This is a genomic window from Nocardia sp. NPDC055002 (assembly GCF_053608825.1).
Window position 1 is genome coordinate 174,214 of sequence record NZ_JBSGWE010000006.1, and the last position, 17,247, is coordinate 191,460.

The 17,247-nt window shown below is 68.9% G+C and carries 14 protein-coding genes; 12 read left to right on the forward strand and 2 right to left on the reverse strand.

Annotated features, from left to right (window positions below):
- Window positions 1-88 precede the first annotated feature (88 nt).
- The 5 genes from ACWF99_RS24415 (at window position 89) to smc (ending at window position 6,628) form a co-directional block, all read left to right on the forward strand.
- Window positions 89-628 carry a hypothetical protein gene (locus ACWF99_RS24415; protein WP_378626347.1) on the forward strand — a complete coding sequence of 180 codons (540 nt, stop codon included), beginning with the start codon at window positions 89-91 and terminating at the stop codon, window positions 626-628.
- Window positions 629-1,792, forward strand: a complete 1,164-nt coding sequence (locus ACWF99_RS24420) for a glutathionylspermidine synthase family protein (protein ID WP_452537486.1) — start codon at window positions 629-631, stop codon at window positions 1,790-1,792. It abuts the gene before it with no gap.
- A gap of 35 nt (window positions 1,793-1,827) precedes the next feature.
- Complete coding sequence (locus ACWF99_RS24425; protein ID WP_378626349.1) at window positions 1,828-2,283, forward strand: DUF350 domain-containing protein; 456 nt, start codon at window positions 1,828-1,830, stop codon at window positions 2,281-2,283.
- 86 nt (window positions 2,284-2,369) lie between these two features.
- Complete coding sequence (locus ACWF99_RS24430; protein WP_378626350.1) at window positions 2,370-2,846, forward strand: DUF1707 SHOCT-like domain-containing protein; 477 nt, start codon at window positions 2,370-2,372, stop codon at window positions 2,844-2,846.
- A gap of 155 nt (window positions 2,847-3,001) precedes the next feature.
- Complete coding sequence (smc, locus tag ACWF99_RS24435; RefSeq protein ID WP_378626352.1) at window positions 3,002-6,628, forward strand: chromosome segregation protein SMC; 3,627 nt, start codon at window positions 3,002-3,004, stop codon at window positions 6,626-6,628.
- 29 nt (window positions 6,629-6,657) lie between these two features.
- On the opposite strand, the gene ACWF99_RS24440 is transcribed toward smc, so the two are convergent.
- A complete protein-coding gene (locus tag ACWF99_RS24440) occupies window positions 6,658-7,578 on the reverse strand; it encodes an NmrA family NAD(P)-binding protein (protein ID WP_452537487.1) in 921 nt (306 codons plus the stop codon).
- A gap of 123 nt (window positions 7,579-7,701) precedes the next feature.
- On the opposite strand from ACWF99_RS24440, the gene ACWF99_RS24445 reads away from it, so the two are divergent.
- Window positions 7,702-8,475 carry a TetR/AcrR family transcriptional regulator gene (locus ACWF99_RS24445; RefSeq protein WP_452537488.1) on the forward strand — a complete coding sequence of 258 codons (774 nt, stop codon included), beginning with the start codon at window positions 7,702-7,704 and terminating at the stop codon, window positions 8,473-8,475.
- On the opposite strand, the gene ACWF99_RS24450 is transcribed toward ACWF99_RS24445, so the two are convergent.
- Window positions 8,459-8,848, reverse strand: coding sequence for a DUF2237 family protein (locus ACWF99_RS24450; RefSeq protein ID WP_019048221.1), 390 nt, complete (start codon window positions 8,846-8,848; stop codon window positions 8,459-8,461). The genes ACWF99_RS24445 and ACWF99_RS24450 overlap by 17 nt on opposite strands.
- Before the next feature lie 154 nt (window positions 8,849-9,002).
- Between ACWF99_RS24450 and ftsY the strand changes: the two genes are divergently transcribed.
- From ftsY to ffh, 6 genes are all read left to right on the forward strand, one after another.
- Window positions 9,003-10,517, forward strand: coding sequence for a signal recognition particle-docking protein FtsY (gene ftsY, locus ACWF99_RS24455; protein ID WP_452537489.1), 1,515 nt, complete (start codon window positions 9,003-9,005; stop codon window positions 10,515-10,517).
- 314 nt (window positions 10,518-10,831) lie between these two features.
- Window positions 10,832-12,178 carry an ammonium transporter gene (locus ACWF99_RS24460; protein WP_378626359.1) on the forward strand — a complete coding sequence of 449 codons (1,347 nt, stop codon included), beginning with the start codon at window positions 10,832-10,834 and terminating at the stop codon, window positions 12,176-12,178.
- Window positions 12,179-12,183: 5 nt separating this feature from the next.
- A complete protein-coding gene (locus ACWF99_RS24465) occupies window positions 12,184-12,522 on the forward strand; it encodes a P-II family nitrogen regulator (protein ID WP_067449485.1) in 339 nt (112 codons plus the stop codon).
- Window positions 12,523-12,613: 91 nt separating this feature from the next.
- Entirely contained in the window at window positions 12,614-15,058 is a 2,445-nt protein-coding gene (locus ACWF99_RS24470) for a [protein-PII] uridylyltransferase (protein WP_452537490.1), read from the forward strand.
- A 132-nt stretch (window positions 15,059-15,190) separates the two neighbouring features.
- Window positions 15,191-15,505 carry a hypothetical protein gene (locus tag ACWF99_RS24475; RefSeq protein ID WP_245914691.1) on the forward strand — a complete coding sequence of 105 codons (315 nt, stop codon included), beginning with the start codon at window positions 15,191-15,193 and terminating at the stop codon, window positions 15,503-15,505.
- 80 nt (window positions 15,506-15,585) lie between these two features.
- Complete coding sequence (gene ffh / locus ACWF99_RS24480; RefSeq protein WP_378626362.1) at window positions 15,586-17,151, forward strand: signal recognition particle protein; 1,566 nt, start codon at window positions 15,586-15,588, stop codon at window positions 17,149-17,151.
- Window positions 17,152-17,247 lie beyond the last annotated feature (96 nt).

A 17,247-nucleotide genomic window follows, 5' to 3' on the forward strand; every position in this document is an offset into this window, starting at 1 on the left:
TTCGACCCCGTCCGAGCGCGGCGCAGGGGCGACGCCGCCTGCTTTCGGCACTGGCGGGCATCCCGTCGGCCAGCCGCAACCAGGCCGGATGTCGCGGCAGGAACCCGGCGTCACCCAGCCGCGTCCGCCGACGGTCGGCGAGGCCCGCGCCAGGGACAAGGCCCGCAGGCAAGCCGAAGAGGCCGAGCGGGCAGCAGCCGCGGCGGCCGAGGAGAAGCGGCGCAACCGTAAACGCGTGATGATCGGCGGTGTCGCCATCGTGGGCGTCGCCGCGCTCGTCGGCGGCGGTTACCTCGCCTACCGGGCGATCACCGCACCCGACCAGGTGACGGCCTCGTGCGTGCAGATCGACGAGAACGGGCAGGAAGTCGTTGTCCCCGACGACAAGTGCGGCGACGGCAAGACCAATTTCCGCAGTGACAGCTCCAGCGGCGGCCACGGCGGCGGACTGCTGATTCTGGGCTGGCCGCAGTATCGCTACCACTACGGCGGCACACCGACGATCGGTAAGCCACCCACGGGCGGCACCTCGGTGAAGCCGCGCAATGCCCAGATCACGACCAAGAGCGGCACCACGGTGCAGCGCGGCGGACTCGGCAGCAAGTCGACCGGCGGGAGTGGGTCGTAGATGCGGCGCAACAAGAGCACACTACGCCGGGACTGGCAGCAGATCATCGAGAAGCAGGGACTCGTCTACGGCGCGCCGGGGCGCGATGCCAGCGGTCAGCCGCGCCCGTACTGGGACGAGTCGGTGCACTACGAGTTCTCGATGGACGAGATCCTCGCGCTGGAAGCCGATGTGGAACTGCTGCAATCGATGTGCCTGCACGCCGTCGAACACGTGGTCCTCACCGAGCGCTTCGCCGATTTCGGTCTGCCGGAATGGACGTGGGGCCCGATCGCCGAATCATGGCGTCGCAGCGACCCTTACGTGTACGGCCGCTTCGACCTGCGCTACGACGCGCGCCGCCCGGCCAAACTGCTGGAGTACAACGCCGACACCCCCACCTCGCTGCTCGAGGCCGCGATCATCCAGTGGCACTGGTTGCAGCAGGTGTACCCCGGCGGCGACCAATGGAATTCGCTGCACGAGAAGCTGGTGGAGCGCTGGACCGAACTGCGCGGCGTGCTGCCCGGTACCGAACTGCACTTCACCTGGTCGGGCGCCGACGCGACCGGCGAGGACAACGTCACCACCGCCTACATGCAGGAGACGGCGGCCGAAGCCGGTTTCGACACGGTCGCGCTGCCGATCGAGGAAGTCGGTTTCGATACCGAGCTGAACCGGTTCGTCGATCTGGCCGAGGCGCCGATCGAGGCGATCTTCAAGCTGTATCCGTGGGAGTGGATCCTCGACGACGACTTCGGCAAGCGCGTGGTCGGCAGCCTGCCCGCGACCGAGTGGATCGAACCGCTGTGGACCACGTTGCTGAGCAACAAGGCGATCCTGGCGATCCTGTGGGAGATGTATCCCGGCCACCCCAACCTGTTGCCCGCCTACCTCGACGACCCGCACGAGCTCACCGAATACATCCGCAAACCCAAGCTCGGCCGCGAGGGCGCGAACATGACCATCGTCGGCCCCGGTATGGAGACCGCGACCGGCGGCGTCTACGGCGCCGAGGGTTTCGTCTACCAATTGCTCGACCCGCTACCGGAATTCGACGGGATGCGTCCGGTGCTCGGCGCCTGGGTCGTGGGTGACACCGCGGCGGGGCTCGGCATTCGGGAGACCGCCGGCCTGATCACCGATGACGGCGCCGCGTTCGTGCCGCACCGCATCGTCGACTGACACCTGACCTCACAACATTGTTCGAAAGGACCACGATGACCGCCCTCGCCCTGGAATCGGGTTATTGGAGTGCGCTCGGTGAAGGCGTCGGCGCCATCATCCTGTACTGCCTGATCGGCCTCGTCCTCATGCTGATCGGCTTCTTCGCCATCGACCTGACCACGCCCGGCAAGCTGCGCGACCTGGTGGTGGCGGGTAAGCCGAACGCGATCATCGTCTCGGCGGCCGGGATGATCAGCATGGCGTTCATCGTCGTGTTCGCGGTGCTGGCCACCGGCGGCAGCGGCAAGCTGTCGGAAGGGCTGATCGCGGCCATCGTGTACGGCCTGGTCGGCATCATCGCGCAGGTGATCTCGGTCCGGGTGATCGAGAAGGTCACCGGCATCGACATCGGCCGCACGCTGCACGCCGAGACCTACACCCCCGAGGTTCTCGTCGTCGCCGCCGCGCACTTCGCGCTGGGTCTCGTGGTGGCCTTCGCCATTCTCTGAGCGAGTGTGAGCGGTTGACATCGCACTGTGGAGGGTGGACGCTGGAACCAGCACTCCACCGTGGATGTGACCGAGAGGACGTCGGCATGGATATCACCCCGGGTACGCGCGCGTCCGACGCCGAACGCAACGCGATCGTCGCCCAGCTGGGCACGCATCTGGCCGACGGCAGGCTCGACCTGGGCGAATACGATCTGCGCGTGGCCAAGGTCTACGCGACCACCACGCGCGACGAACTCGCCGTCGTCCTGTCCGACCTGCCCGCGCTGACGAAACAGCAGCAAGCGGACGCACCGGTCGAACGCGCGCCCGGCACGCGCTTCCCGATCTGGCAGCGCATCGAGGCGGGCAGCTGGCTCGGCGTCAGCGTGATCGTGCTGGTCATCTGGGGTCTGATCTCGCTCACCGCGGGCGAGCTCACCTACTTCTGGCCGATGTGGGTGATCGGCCCGTGGGGCGCGGTCCTGGTCTTCCGCGTGATCACCGGCTGGGAAGCGAGCCCTGGTACCGCAACCCATATCCGTCAGCTGCAGAAGCAGATGAAGCACATCAACCCGCACTGACCGCAAACCTGCCGCTACGTCCGCTAGGCTTTCGCGAGCACATGGGTAACTCGTCGGGAACCGGCTGCCCGAGTCACCCCCATCACCGCTGGCCGCGTGCGATGCCTGCACGCACCTAGGTCTGGCCTGAGTCGCGGAGAGGCGGACGAGTTCTCTTGCATCTGAAGAGCTTGACGTTGAAGGGTTTCAAGTCCTTCGCGTCTGCGACCACTTTGCGCTTCGAACCGGGCATCACCTGCGTCGTCGGGCCGAACGGGTCCGGCAAATCCAATGTCGTGGACGCGCTGTCGTGGGTGATGGGCGAGCAGGGTGCCAAAGCGTTGCGGGGCGGGAAGATGCAGGACGTCATCTTCGCCGGGACCGTCGGGCGGGCTCCGCTCGGGCGTGCCGAGGTGACACTGACCATCGACAACTCCGACGGCGCGCTGCCCATCGACTACGCCGAGGTGTCGATCACCCGGCGGATGTTCCGCGACGGCGCGGGCGAGTACGAGATCAACGGCAGCACGTGCCGGCTGATGGATGTGCAGGAACTGCTGTCGGACTCGGGTATCGGGCGCGAGATGCACGTCATCGTGGGTCAGGGCAGGCTGTCGGCGATCCTGGAATCGCGACCGGAGGATCGGCGCGCGTTCGTCGAAGAGGCCGCGGGCGTGCTCAAGCACCGCAGGCGCAAGGAGAAGGCGGTCCGCAAGCTCGACGCGATGCAGGCCAACCTCGCCCGGCTCACCGATCTCACCACCGAACTGCGCCGCCAGCTCAAGCCGCTCAGCCGCCAGGCCGAGGTCGCCCGCCGCGCGCAGACCGTGCAGGCCGACCTGCGCGACGCCCGGCTGCGATTGGCCGCCGACGACCTGGTCACCCGCCGCGGCGAGCTGGAATCCCAGCTCAGCAAAGAGGCCTACGCCCGCGAACAGCAGATCAACGTGCAGACCGAACTCGACGCCGCCAACGCCGCACTGGCACAGCAGGAGTTCCAGCTGTCGCGGCTGAGCCCCAGCGCCGAGGCCGCCGCGCAGACCTGGTTCCAGCTCTCGGCGCTGACCGAACGGGTCAACGCCACCATCCGCATCGCCAGCGACCGGGCCCGGCATCTGCACACCGAGGCGCCGGTCGGCACCGGACGCGACCCGGACCAGCTCGAAGCCGAGGCCGACCGGATCGAAGCCGAAGAGGCCGAACTGCGGTACGCGGTCGAGATGGCCACCGAGACCCTCGAAGCCGCCCGCGAAGCCCTCGCCGAGCGGGAACACGCCGCCAAGGCCGCCGAGCAGGCGCACCTGGCCGCCGTGCGCGCGATCGCCGACCGGCGCGAAGGGCTGGCCCGGCTGTCGGGCCAGGTCGACACGTTGCGCACCCGCGCCCAGTCCGTGGACGCCGAGATCGCGCGGCTGTCCGTGGCCATCGCCGACGCCCGGCACCGCGGTGAGACCGCGCAGGTCGAATACGACTCGGTGCAGGACGAACTCGGTGAACTCGACGCGGGCGAGAAGGGTCTGGACGCCCAGCACGAACACGCCGTCGCCGCCCAGGAACTGGCCGACGAGCGCGTGCGGGAACTGCGGGAACTCGACCGGGAGGCGAGCAAGCTGGTCGCCCGGCTCGGTGCCCGCATCGAAGCGCTCGGGATGAACCTGGCCCGCAAGGACGGCGCGGCCTGGCTGCTCGAACACGGGGTGAGCGGGCTGGGCGGACGGCTGTCGGGCCTGTTGCGCGTGCAGTCCGGGTTCGAGGCCGCGGTGGCCGCGCTGCTCGGTCCGCTCGCCGATGCCATCACCGCCGATACCGCGACCACCGCCGACTCGGCGGTGCGGGAACTGCGCAGCGGTGACGGTGGCCGGGTGGCGTTCGTCTTCGCCACCGACGCGGCGATATCGGCCGAGCGTTCCGCGTTGCCCGCCGGTGCGCAGTGGCTCGCCGACGTGCTCGAAGGCGACGAGCAGGTGCGCCCCGCGCTGGCCGCGCTCACTGCCGACGTGGTGGTCGTCGACGATCTGGCGACCGCCACCGAGCTCGTCGCCCTGCGCCCGGAACTGCGGGTGGTCACCCGTGACGGCGATCTGGCCGGTGCGGGCTGGATCGTCGGCGGTTCGGAACGGATGCCGAGCCAGCTCGAGGTCCAGGCCGATATCGACACCGCCACTGCGGAATTGGCGGCCGCGCAACGGCGGGCCGAGGAGCTGGAGGCCGCGCTGGCCGGCGCGCTGGCCGAACAGACCGACCGCAAGGACGCCGCCGACCACGCGCTGATGGCGCTGCACGAATCCGATCAGGCGCTGCTGGCGATCTACGACCGGCTCGCCCGGGTCGGGCAGAACGCCCGTGCGGCGCAGACCGAGGGGGAGCGGCTTTCCACCCAGCGCGCGGAAGCCGAAGCGGCGCGGGAGAAGTCGCTCGCCTCGCTCGCCGAACTCGAGGACCGGCTGCGGCACGCCGAGATCGAACACGACGGCAGCGACGACAGTTACGGCGCCGCGAGCACCGAGACCGCGGGCTATGCCCGTGAGGAAGCCGCCGCCGCGCTCGCCGAGGCCCGGACCATGGAGGTCGAGGCCCGACTGTCGGTGCGCACCTCGGAGGAGCGCGCGGAATCTGTTCGCGGCAAAGCGGATGCGCTGCGCAGGGCGGCCCGTGGGGAGCGGGAGGCCAGAGCTCGCGCCGAACGCGCGCAGGCCGCTCGGCGCCAGGCTGCCGCTGTCGCCGCAGCCGTCGCCGAATCGGGTACAGAGATCAAGAACGAGCTCGAGCAGGTCGTGGCCGCCGCCGCGGCACGGCGTGACGAATTGGTCCGTCGCCGTGGCGAATGCGCGGCCGCGCTGGAACAGGTGAAGGAACGCGCACGCGCGCTGAACACCCAGCTGACCCAGCTCACCGACGCCGTGCACCGCGACGAAGTCGCCAAAGCCCAAGCGGCACTGCGCATCGAACAGCTGGAGACGACGATCTCCGAACAGTTCGGCATCGCGCTCGCCGACCTCGTCGCCGAATACGGGCCGGACGTGCCGTTGCCGCCCTCGGCGCTGGAGCTGCACGAGTACGAGGAGGCCAAGGAGCGCGGCGAGCAGGTCAGCGTGCCGCAGCCGATGCCCTACGACCGGCCGACCCAGGAGCGCCGCGCCAAACGCGCCGAGAAGGACCTCACCACCCTCGGCAAGGTCAATCCCCTTGCGCTGGAAGAGTTCGCGGCCCTGGAAGAGCGCTACACCTTCCTGGCCACCCAGCTGGAGGACGTCAAGAACGCGCGCAAGGACCTGCTCGACGTGGTCGCCGAAGTCGACGCCCGCATCCTCCAGGTGTTCACCGAGGCCTACGCCGATGTGGAACGCGAATTCGTCGGCGTCTTCGGAAAACTGTTCCCCGGCGGCGAGGGCAGGCTGGTGCTCACCGACCCGTCGGACATGCTCACCACCGGCATCGAGGTCGAGGCGCGCCCGCCCGGCAAGAAGGTGAAGCGCCTCTCGCTGCTCTCCGGTGGCGAGAAGTCGCTCACCGCGGTCGCGTTGCTGGTCGCCATCTTCCGCGCTCGCCCCTCCCCGTTCTATGTGATGGACGAGGTCGAGGCGGCCCTGGACGACACCAACCTGCGCCGCCTCATCGGCCTGTTCGAGCAGCTGCGGGAGAAGAGCCAGCTGATCGTCATCACCCACCAGAAGCCGACCATGGAGATCGCCGACGCCCTCTACGGCGTGAGCATGCGCGGCGACGGCATCACCCAGGTCATCTCCCAGCGGCTGAACCGAGCCGAGGTCACCGACCCCGACCCGGTCCCGGCCTCTGCCTGAGGTCGGCGCTCGCGCGGCCGGACGGATTCTCAGCCGAACCGGGTCGCCGGGACCGCGGAGTCGATCCGGTCGATGATCCGCGCTGTGCCGCCGCGGGCGAGCCAATCCCGCAGGGAGGTCAGCTCTGGGTACAAGGCGCGCAAGGCGGGGATGTCGGCGTGCCAGCCGCCGGTGTCGCGGATCAGCCGCCAGGTGTTGCCGAGCTGGGGGCCGATCGCGTCGGCTTCCTCCTCGGTGACCTCGCGGTAGTGGACGGGGCGGCCGATGGCGGAGCCGATAGTGGCGGCCGCGTCGACCGGAGTGACGGCATCGCCCGCGAGTTCGAGAGTACGGGCGTGCCAGCCCGCGGGGTCGGCGAAGGCCAGGGCGGCGAACGCGGCGATGTCATCGATCGCGATCATCTGGAGCGGGCGATCGGCGGGGAACAGGTGCGGGTGTTCGCCGCCGTCGCGGATACCGTCGACAGGGGAGCCGTGCAGAAGGTAGTTCTCCATGAACCGCACAGGGCGCAACACCGTGTAGCGCAGACCGGACGCGGCGAGAGCCTCTTCGATCTGCCGTTTGCCCTGCTGGCCCCATGATTTCGCATCGCCCATCGTCGCGACGCCGGTGAACACGATCTGTTCGGCACCGGCGGCGCGGGCCGCGTCGATCATGGCGATACCGCGGCGGGCCTCGGTGTCCTCGCCCCAACCCTCGACGCGGTAATCGGCTGGGGGAACGAGAAATACGGCTCGGGTTCCGGTCGCCGCCACCCGCAGGGACGCCGCGTCGTCGAAGTCGCCGACCGTCAGTTCGGCGCCGGCATCGGCCAGTGCGCGGGCGGCGGGGGAGTCGGGGTCGCGCACCAGCGCGCGAACCGGGTGGCCTTCGGCGAGCAATCTGTGGGCGGTGGCGCCACCCTGCTTGCCCGTCGCGCCGGTGATCAGAACGGGAAGTGCTGACGTCATTGCGGAGGAGCTCCGTTTCGTGATCGATCGTGTGCCTACAATCGGGTCGGTCGACCCGTATTCCGGACGGTACGGGTGGTCGCACCCGGTTGGCCAGGTCCGGAGCAGGAAAGGCGTAACGAAATGACGGATGAGGACGGCGTGGAACCGGCGATCCGGTCCGACGCGCGCCGCAATCGCGCGCTGATCCTGGCTGCCGCGCAGCGTGCGCTCGCCGAACGCGGCGCCACCGTCTCGCTGGCCGAGGTGGCCCGCCGCGCCGGTGTCGGCGCGGGCACCGTCCACCGGCATTTCCCCACGAAAACCGATCTGCTGGAAGCGGTTATGCAACAGCGCGTCGACCGGCTGGCGGCGCTGGCCGCCGACCACCTCACCGATCCGGATCCGGGCGCGGCCTTCTTCGCCGTGTGCACCCACGTCATCGTGACCACACCCGGCAACAAGGACCTCTGTGACCTGGTGCAATCCGACGACGGCTGGCCGCGTGCCCTGCTGCGCGGAGCGGGCAACCGCTTCCATCGCGCACTGGGCGCGCTGCTGGCCTCGGCTCAACGTCAGGGCGCGGTCCGGCGCGACGTGGTCGTCACCGATGTGCTGGACATCTTCACCGGATGCGTTGCGATCCAACGACATCGCCGCGCCCGGGACCCACTCGCCCCGGCCGTCGCGCTCATCCTCGACGCCCTGCGCGCTCACCCGTCACCCGTAACGGAACATCCGACAATGAACCGTAACGAAAAGGCGGAAGGTAACGAAACTTCCGCACCCTGCGCCGTCTGCGGCGCACCCGTCCGGAAACCGGCCACCGGCAGGCCGGCCCGCTACTGCTCCCCGGCCTGCCGCCAGAAGGCCCACCGCCTCCGCAACGGGTCGCGGCCCCTTACAGCAGGTCGCTGACGTCGTCGGGGACGTCTACGGCATATTTGCGCAGGATGTCCATGGAGATGACCTCCAGCGCGTTCTCATGGGTCGCGGCCAGCACCACGGGTGCGGCTACGCCGTCCTCGTGGGCGTGCAACCAGCGGACCGCCACCACACACCAGCGGTCGCCCGGTTGCAGCCCGGGGAAGTTGTTCTCTGGGCGTGGGGTGCTGAGGTCGTTGCCGATGGAGGCCTGATGCTCCAGGAATTCCGCCGTCACGACGGTGCACACGGTGTGGCTGCCGAGATCCTCCGGACCGGTGCTGCAGCAGCCGTCCCGGTAGAAGCCCGTGAGAGGATCGGTGCCGCACTCTTCCAGCGGCCCCCCAAGCACGTTTCGATCGGTCACTCCGCCGATCCTATGGGGCAACCGCCAGAAGTTCCGCAGGACAACGAATCTGTAGTGTTTCCGCCATACGGCTACAGGCCCGCGATCGGGCCGCCGACCCGCCGCGCAGACGCCGCCGACGTGCGGCAACTCCCCGCCCGAATAGACTCGCCGGGTGAGTTCGCAAGCGTGGATCCTGATCGCCGCGATCGCCGCCGTCCTGTTGGTGGCGCTCGTCGCGGGTTTCGTCCTGTACAAGCGACGCCAGATTTCGCTGGCCCCGCCCGAGCCGGACAAGGAGTTGACGGACCGCTCCGGTGGTTACACCGCGTCCGGTGGATTCAGCTTCAGCCAGGGCGGCTCGACGGCGACCGTGCCGAAGCCCGAACCCGTTCCCGAACGCACCGATACCGATGGTCAACCGCACGTCGGCGACGACGCCGCGGTCCCGCGTGACGCCCCGCGCCGCGGGATCACCGATGTTCCGCTGCCCGAGGGCGATGTCGCCGTCGACGAGCCCGTGGTCGTCCCCGACGACGCGTCCGCCCTCGACACGGTCGCACCTGCCGAGCCTGACACCGAGACCGCGGACACGGCCCCCGCGAAGACCGCGCCGACCGACCCGGCTGTTACCGAAGTCGAGCCCGCGGATACATCCTCGACCGAGGCTCCCGCCGCACCGGCCACCGAGACCGCACCCGCCCCGGCCGAGACCGCCCCGGCCGAAGTCGACGCCACCACCACCGCGATCGACGAGATCGACCCCACCACCGGCCGCCTCGTCCGACTGCGCGGTCGCCTAGCCCGTTCCCAGAACGCGGTCGGCAAGAGCCTGCTCGGCCTGCTCGGCGGCGGCGACCTCGACGAGGACTCCTGGGAAGAGATCGAAGACACCCTGGTGCTGGCCGATATCGGCACCGCGAGCACCGCCAAGATCGTCGAACGCCTGCGCGAGGAGATGGCTTCGCGCAGCGTGCGCACTCCCGAACAGGCTCGCGCCGCCCTGCGTGACGTGCTCATCGAGGCGCTGCGTCCCGAGCTCGACCGTTCCATCCACGCCCTCCCGCACGGCGACAAGCCCGCGATCCTGCTCGTGGTCGGCGTCAACGGCACCGGTAAGACCACCACCACCGGCAAACTGGCCCGCGTGCTCGTCGCCGACGGACGCCGGGTGCTGCTCGGCGCCGCCGACACCTTCCGCGCCGCCGCCGCCGATCAGCTACAGACCTGGGGCGAACGGGTGGGCGCCGAGACCGTGCGCGGTAAAGAGGCCGCCGACCCGGCCGCCGTCGCCTTCGACGCGGTCACCGCGGGCATCGACCGGGGAGTCGACGCGGTCCTCGTCGACACCGCGGGCCGCCTGCACACCAAGACCGGCCTGATGGACGAGCTGGGCAAGGTCAAGCGGGTCGTGGAGAAGAAGGGCGAGGTCGACGAGGTGCTGCTGGTCCTCGACGCGACCGTCGGCCAGAACGGCCTGATGCAGGCCCGGGTGTTCGCCGACGTCGTCGACATCACCGGCGTGGTCCTCACCAAGCTCGACGGCACCGCCAAGGGCGGCATCGTGTTCCAGGTGCAGCACGAACTGGGTGTGCCGGTGAAGCTCGTCGGCCTCGGCGAGGGCGCCGACGACCTGGCGCCGTTCGAGCCGGGCGCGTTCGTCGACGCGCTGCTCGGGGGTACCGCGTAACGGTCCCGCCGATGCCCGCCCGATCCAGCGATCGGGCGGGCATCGCTGTTTTCCCGGGCTGACATCACTGTTTCCGGACAGTGGTGGTGTGGGGAATCGCCGCGCGAACTCGCGGCGAATCGCACATCCGTACCAACCTCACCGTGAGCTGACAGGCTCGTGCCAACCACGCGAAACGTGGATGCAACACAACAGCGCTATCCGTTCACTCAGGTGAAACACCACAGCTCAACGGATGAAACACCGAGTGGCGACCCTTCTGTACAGGTCCTTTTGCCGTCATCGGCAGGGCCCGAGATGAGGAGGAACACAAGGTGGCATTTCCACTGATCGGCGCACCGGACGCCGGTGACACCGCCTGGATGCTGGCGTCAGCGGCCCTCGTGCTGTTGATGACGCCGGGTCTGGCGTTCTTCTACGGCGGTATGGTCCGTGGCAAGAACGTGCTGAACATGATCATGATGAGCGTCTCCGCGATGGGCCTGATCACCATCCTGTGGTGTCTATACGGCTTCTCGATGGCGTTCGGCGAGGACAAGGGCAAGCTGGTCGGTGACCCGCTCCAGTACTTCGGCCTCAAGGGCGTCCTGGGCGGCGACTATCTAGCGACTACCGACCCCGCGGCCCCCGCCGCCATCCCGCTGTTCGGCACGATCCCGCTCTCGGTGTTCGTCGCCTTCCAGCTCATGTTCGCGATCATCACGGTCGCACTCATCTCGGGCGCGGTCGCCGACCGCTTGAAGTTCGGGTCGTGGCTCGTATTTGCCGGAATCTGGGCCACGGTCGTCTACTTCCCCGTCGCGCACTGGGTGTTCGCCTTCAGCGGCTACACCGGTGAGAACGGCGGCTGGATCGCCAACAACCTCAAGGCGATCGACTTCGCCGGTGGTACCGCGGTCCACATCAACGCCGGTGCCGCCGGTCTGGTGCTCTGCCTGATCCTGGGCAAGCGCAAGGGCTGGCCGAAGACGCCGTTCCGCCCGCACAACCTGCCGTTCGTGATGCTCGGCGCCGGTCTGCTGTGGTTCGGCTGGTACGGCTTCAACGCGGGTTCGGCGCTGAGCGCCAACGGTGTCGCGGGTGCCACCTTCCTCACCACCACGATCGCCACCGCCGCCGCCATGATCGCCTGGCTGCTCGTGGAGAAGATCCGCGACGGTCACCCGACCTCGCTCGGCGCTGCCTCGGGCATCGTCGCCGGTCTGGTCGCGATCACCCCGGCCTGTTCCTCGGTCAACGTGGTCGGCGCCCTGGCTGTCGGTGTCGTCTCCGGTGCGCTGTGCGCCCTGGCCGTCGGCCTGAAGTTCCGCTTCGGCTTCGACGACTCGCTCGACGTCGTCGGTGTGCACCTCGTCGGTGGTCTGGTCGGCACGCTGATCGTCGGACTCGTCGCTACCAGCGAAGCTCCCGCGGGTGTCGATGGACTGTTCTACGGTGGTGGGGTCGAGCAGTTGAAGCTGCAGGCCGTCGGTGCCTTCGCCGTTCTCGCCTACTCGCTGGTCGCCACGGCCGTCATCGCGTACGCGATCAAGTTCACGATCGGCCTGCGCGCCAGTGAAGAATCCGAGTCTGCGGGCCTGGATGAGTCCGAGCACGCGGAAACCGCTTACGATTTCGCTGCTGTGGGTGGCACGGCACGCACGCTCGTCAAGGAGGCATGACGAACATGAAACTGGTTACGGCAATCGTCAAACCGTTCACGCTCGAAGATGTGAAGTCCGGGCTGGAACAGGCAGGCGTGCTCGGCATGACCGTCAGCGAAGTCCAGGGATACGGCCGGCAGAAGGGCCACACCGAGGTTTACCGCGGTGCTGAGTATTCGGTGGACTTCGTGCCCAAGGTCCGGGTCGAGGTCGTCGTGGACGATGCGTCGGTCGAGAAGGTCGTCGAGGTGATCGTCGAAGCCTCGCGCACCGGCAAGATCGGTGACGGCAAGGTGTGGGTGACCCCGGTGGACACCATCATCCGCGTCCGTACCGGCGAACGCGGAAGCGACGCACTGTAATTCGGTAGGGCACGCACGATAAATCGATCGAGCGGCGGCCCCGCTCCCACCGGTGAGACTGATCCGGTCGGGGCGGGGCCGCCCGCATGAAATGGTGGTGTGGGCTGTGGCACAGCGGAACGGTGGTATTCAGAACAACGGAGCGGCGGACCTGGTCAAGGCCAGGGCGCAACTGCTCGACGGAGCGGGCACCCGCAATCCGCGGCTCGATCCGGAATCGCTGCGCGAGGCCTTGGTCGACCTGTTCGAACTGTGGCTCACCAGTAAGGGCAACGAACTCGGCATCACCGCCGACAGCGGCCTCTCGCTCGTCGCGGTGGGTGGACTCGGCCGCCGCGAGATGCTGCCCTACTCCGATCTCGACCTCGTGCTGCTGCACGACGACGTCGACCCCAAGGTGATCTCGGAGGTCGCCGATCAACTCTGGTATCCGCTGTGGGACGCCCACATCAAGCTCGACCACAGCGTGCGCACCGTGCCGCAGGCGCTGCGGGTGGCCGCCGACGACATGATCGCCGCGCTCGGCCTGCTGGAGGCGCGCCACATCGTCGGCGACCAAGACCTCAGCAATCTGCTCATCGGTGGCGTGCGCCGGGAATGGCGCACCGGTATCCGGTCCCGCTTCGACGATCTGATCGCCCAGACCACCGCGCGCTGGCAGCGCAGCGGCGAGATCGCCCATCGCGCCGAACCCGATCTCAAGAACGGTCGCGGCGGGCTGCGCGATATCCAGCTGCTCGACGCGCTCTCGATCGCCCAATTGACCGACGCCATGCCGGGACTGGGCCCCGAGGTCCCCGGCGGCGGCCTGAAACAGGCACACCGCAGGCTCCTCGATGTGCGCACCGAACTGCACCGCGTCGCAGGCCGGGCCCGCGATCAGCTGCGCGCCCAGGACGCCGACGAGATCGGCGCCGCGCTGCGCATCGGCGATCGCTTCGATCTCGCCCGGACATTGACCGATTCGGCGCGTACGGTGAGCTATTCGTGCGACGTCGGTCTGCGCACGGCCGCCAACGCGTTACCGCGGCGCGGCCTGGCCAGACTGCGCCGCATGCCGGTGCGCCGACCACTCGATGAGGGGGTGGTCGAGCACTCCGGCGAGGTCGTGCTCGCCAGAGACGCCCGCCCGCAGCGTGATCCCGGGCTGATCCTGCGCGTCGCGGCGGCGTCGGCGCAGACCGGGCTGCCGATGTCGGCGACCACGCTCAACCGGTTGTCCGAGGACGCGCCCGAACTGCGCGAACCGTGGCCCAAGGACGCGCTCAACGATCTGCTCGTCCTGCTCGGCGCGGGCCGCGGCAGCATCGACGCGGTCGAGGCGCTCGATCGAACCGGATTGTGGGGCAGGCTCTTTCCCGAATGGGGTGCGGTCCGCGATCTGCCGCCGCGCGATGCGATGCACACCTGGACCGTCGATCGGCACCTGATGGAGACGGTCGCCTACGCGAGCAGCCTGAGCACCAGGGTCGCCCGGCCCGACCTGCTCGCGCTCGGCGCGCTGCTCCACGACATCGGCAAGGGGCGGCAGGGCGACCACAGCATCGTCGGCGCCGAGCTGGCCACCCATATCGGCCGCAGGCTCGGAATGTGGCCTTCGGATGTGCGCACCCTCAGCGCGATCGTGCGCCACCACCTGCTTCTGCCCGACACCGCGACCCGGCGCGACCTCGACGACCCGGCGACCGTGCAGCACGTCGCCGACGCGCTCGGTGGTGACGTCGGCCTGCTCGAACTGCTGCACGCGCTCGCCGAGGCCGACTCGATGGCGACCGGCCCCGGAGTATGGGGCGATTGGAAGGCCTCGCTGATCGGCGAGCTGGTGCGCCGCTGCCGGCTCGTCATGGCGGGCGAGCCGCTGCCACAACCGGAACCGATCGACCCGGAGCTCCTGGACAAGGCCAGGGCAGGCGGCGTGCACGTCACCCTCGCGCCCGGTGACGGCAAGCACACCTTCGTGGTGACGGTGATCGCCCCCGATGAGCCCGGCCTGCTCTCCGACGCCGCCGGTGTCCTGGCACTGCACTCGTTGCGGGTGCTCTCGGCCGCACTGGGCAGCGCGGGGGACTCGGCGATCAACACCTTCGTGGTGATGCCGAAATTCGGCGATCCGCCGGACGCGGGTCTGCTGCGTCAGGAACTCATCCGGGCCTCCACCGGCGCGCTCGACCTACCCGCGGTGCTGGCCAAACGCGAAACCGACGCTGTCGGGACCGGGCCCGGCCGGTACGCGCGCGCCGCGCCGCGCCTGATCTGGTCACCGAGCAGCACTCCCGGACAGGTGATCCTGGAGCTGCGCGCCGACGACCGGATCGGTTTGCTGAGCAGGCTGGCCGGTGCGTTCGCCGCGACGGGAGCCAATGTCCGATGGGCCAAGGTGGTCACGATGGGCTCGGCTGTGGTCGACGCCTTCTGCCTCGATCTGGGCGACACCGACAGCCCAGCGCTGCGCGACCGGATCGAAAAGGCCGTCCTGGACGTGGTTCCGCGGCCCGCGCCCACCCCGCCGCCGACCGAAACAGCCGACGCCGACTGATACCGCAAGGACACGGTTTACTCACTGATTGCTATCAGGTTGCTACACAGCGTCCTCGCGGCCCGATAAGTCGATATGGGACCTATAGCATTCCCCTGGTCCGGCTGTCACTCGTACGAGGGGAGCTGATCCGTGGCTATCGAAGTCGTTTCCGCGTCGATGATGACCAGCGACGCGACCGCGCACATCGCGCGGTGCGTCGGTGGTGACCTGTGGGTGGTTTCGTGGTTGCCGGGTCGCACCCTCAGTGGTGCGCAGGCGCTGGCCGCGATGACCATCGCCTCGACCGCCGCCCACCACGCCGACAGTGCCGATTCCGAATGGCTTCGCATCGAGGCGCTCTCGCGGGAACTCGGCCTCACCGGCAGAGAAGCGGTGTATCTGGTGGACATCGAATCCCACGAGTTGCGCCGCACGGCGCCACCGCACGTGCAACATACCGAATAACCTCCATTACCCTGGGAGGGCAAGAGACGTCCGGCTTCGGTCAGACGACCTGAGACCCTTTCAGATCAGGAGCGCGATCGGTGTTCGAATCCCTGTCCGACCGGCTTACCGGTGCACTGCAGGATCTGCGCGGTAAGGGGCGTCTGTCACCGGCCGACATCGACGCCACCGCGCGCGAGATCCGCCTCGCACTTCTCGAGGCCGACGTCGCGCTGCCCGTGGTGCGCGGCTTCATCGCCAACGTCAAAGAACGCGCCAAGGGCGCGGAGGTCTCCGGCGCGCTCAATCCCGCGCAGCAGGTCGTCAAGATCGTCAACGAGGAACTCGTCGCGATCCTGGGTGGCGAGACCCGTCGCCTCAATCTCGCCAAGAACCCGCCGACGGTCATCATGCTGGCCGGTCTGCAGGGTGCGGGTAAGACCACTCTCGCGGGCAAGCTGGCCAAATGGCTCAAGGGTCAGGGGCACCAGCCGTTGCTGGTGGCCTGTGACCTCCAGCGTCCCGGCGCGGTCACCCAGCTGCAGGTCGTCGGTGAGCGCGCGGGTGTGCCCGTGTTCGCCCCGCACGGCGGCACCTCCATCGGTGGCGGCGAGAACCCGCTCGGGATCACCGCGGCCGACCCGGTCGCCGTCGCCGCGGCCGGTATCGAAGAAGCCAAGGCCAAGCAGTACGACGTGGTCATCGTCGATACCGCCGGTCGCCTCGGTATCGACGCCGAGCTGATGCGCCAGGCCGCGGGCATCCGCGATGCCGTGCAGCCCGACGAGACGCTGTTCGTGCTCGACGCGATGATCGGTCAGGACGCGGTCAGCACCGCCGAGGCCTTCCGCGACGGCGTCGGGTTCACCGGTGTCGTGCTCACCAAGCTCGACGGTGACGCCCGCGGTGGTGCCGCTCTGTCGGTGCGCAACGTCACCGGCGCGCCGATCATGTTCGCCTCCACCGGTGAGAAGCTCGAGGACTTCGACGTCTTCCATCCCGACCGGATGGCCTCGCGCATCCTCGGCATGGGCGATGTGCTCACCCTCATCGAGCAGGCCGAACAGGTCTACGACGCCCAGCAGGCCGAGGAGACCGCGCGCAAGATCGGCAGCGGCGAGCTCACCCTCGAGGACTTCCTCGACCAGATGCTGGCCATCCGCAAGATGGGCCCGATCGGCAACCTGCTCGGCATGCTGCCGGGTGCGGGCCAGATGAAGGACGCACTGGCCGCGGTCGACGACAAGCAGCTCGACCGGGTGCAGGCGATCATCCGCGGCATGACCCGTGCCGAGCGGGACAACCCGAAGATCATCAACGCCTCGCGCCGCCTGCGCATCGCCAACGGTTCCGGCGTGCAGGTGTCCGAGGTCAACCAGCTCGTCGACCGGTTCTTCGAAGCCAAGAAGATGATGGCGATGATGGGCAGGCAGATGGGCATGCCGGGAGCTCGCCGCGGCAACAACAAAAAGGGCGGCAAGAAGGGCAAGAAGGGCGGGCGTGGGCCCACGCCGCCGAAGGTGCGCGGCGGGTTCCCCGGCATGCCCGCCGGGATGCCGGGCCTGCCGCCGGGCATGGATCTGTCGAACATGCCGCCCGGCCTCGATCAGCTGCCGCCCGGCCTGGACGGCATCGATCTGTCCCAGCTGAAGTTCCCCAAGAACTGAGTTGTCGGCGCGCTGGCGCGCGCGTGTCCGCGGCCCTGAGGGGCCGCGGACCGGCCACTTCGTGGCCGCCGCTCCCTCAGGGTCGCGGGTGGTGGT

Coding starts and splice junctions, on each gene's coding strand:
- ACWF99_RS24415 (WP_378626347.1), top strand. CDS start 89: ATGTCGCGGCAGGAACCCGGCGTCACCCAGCCGCGTCCGCCGACGGTC.
- ACWF99_RS24420 (WP_452537486.1), top strand. CDS start 629: ATGCGGCGCAACAAGAGCACACTACGCCGGGACTGGCAGCAGATCATC.
- ACWF99_RS24425 (WP_378626349.1), top strand. CDS start 1,828: ATGACCGCCCTCGCCCTGGAATCGGGTTATTGGAGTGCGCTCGGTGAA.
- ACWF99_RS24430 (WP_378626350.1), top strand. CDS start 2,370: ATGGATATCACCCCGGGTACGCGCGCGTCCGACGCCGAACGCAACGCG.
- ACWF99_RS24440 (WP_452537487.1), bottom strand. CDS start 7,578: ATGACGTCAGCACTTCCCGTTCTGATCACCGGCGCGACGGGCAAGCAG.
- ACWF99_RS24445 (WP_452537488.1), top strand. CDS start 7,702: ATGACGGATGAGGACGGCGTGGAACCGGCGATCCGGTCCGACGCGCGC.
- ACWF99_RS24465 (WP_067449485.1), top strand. CDS start 12,184: ATGAAACTGGTTACGGCAATCGTCAAACCGTTCACGCTCGAAGATGTG.
- ACWF99_RS24470 (WP_452537490.1), top strand. CDS start 12,614: ATGGTGGTGTGGGCTGTGGCACAGCGGAACGGTGGTATTCAGAACAAC.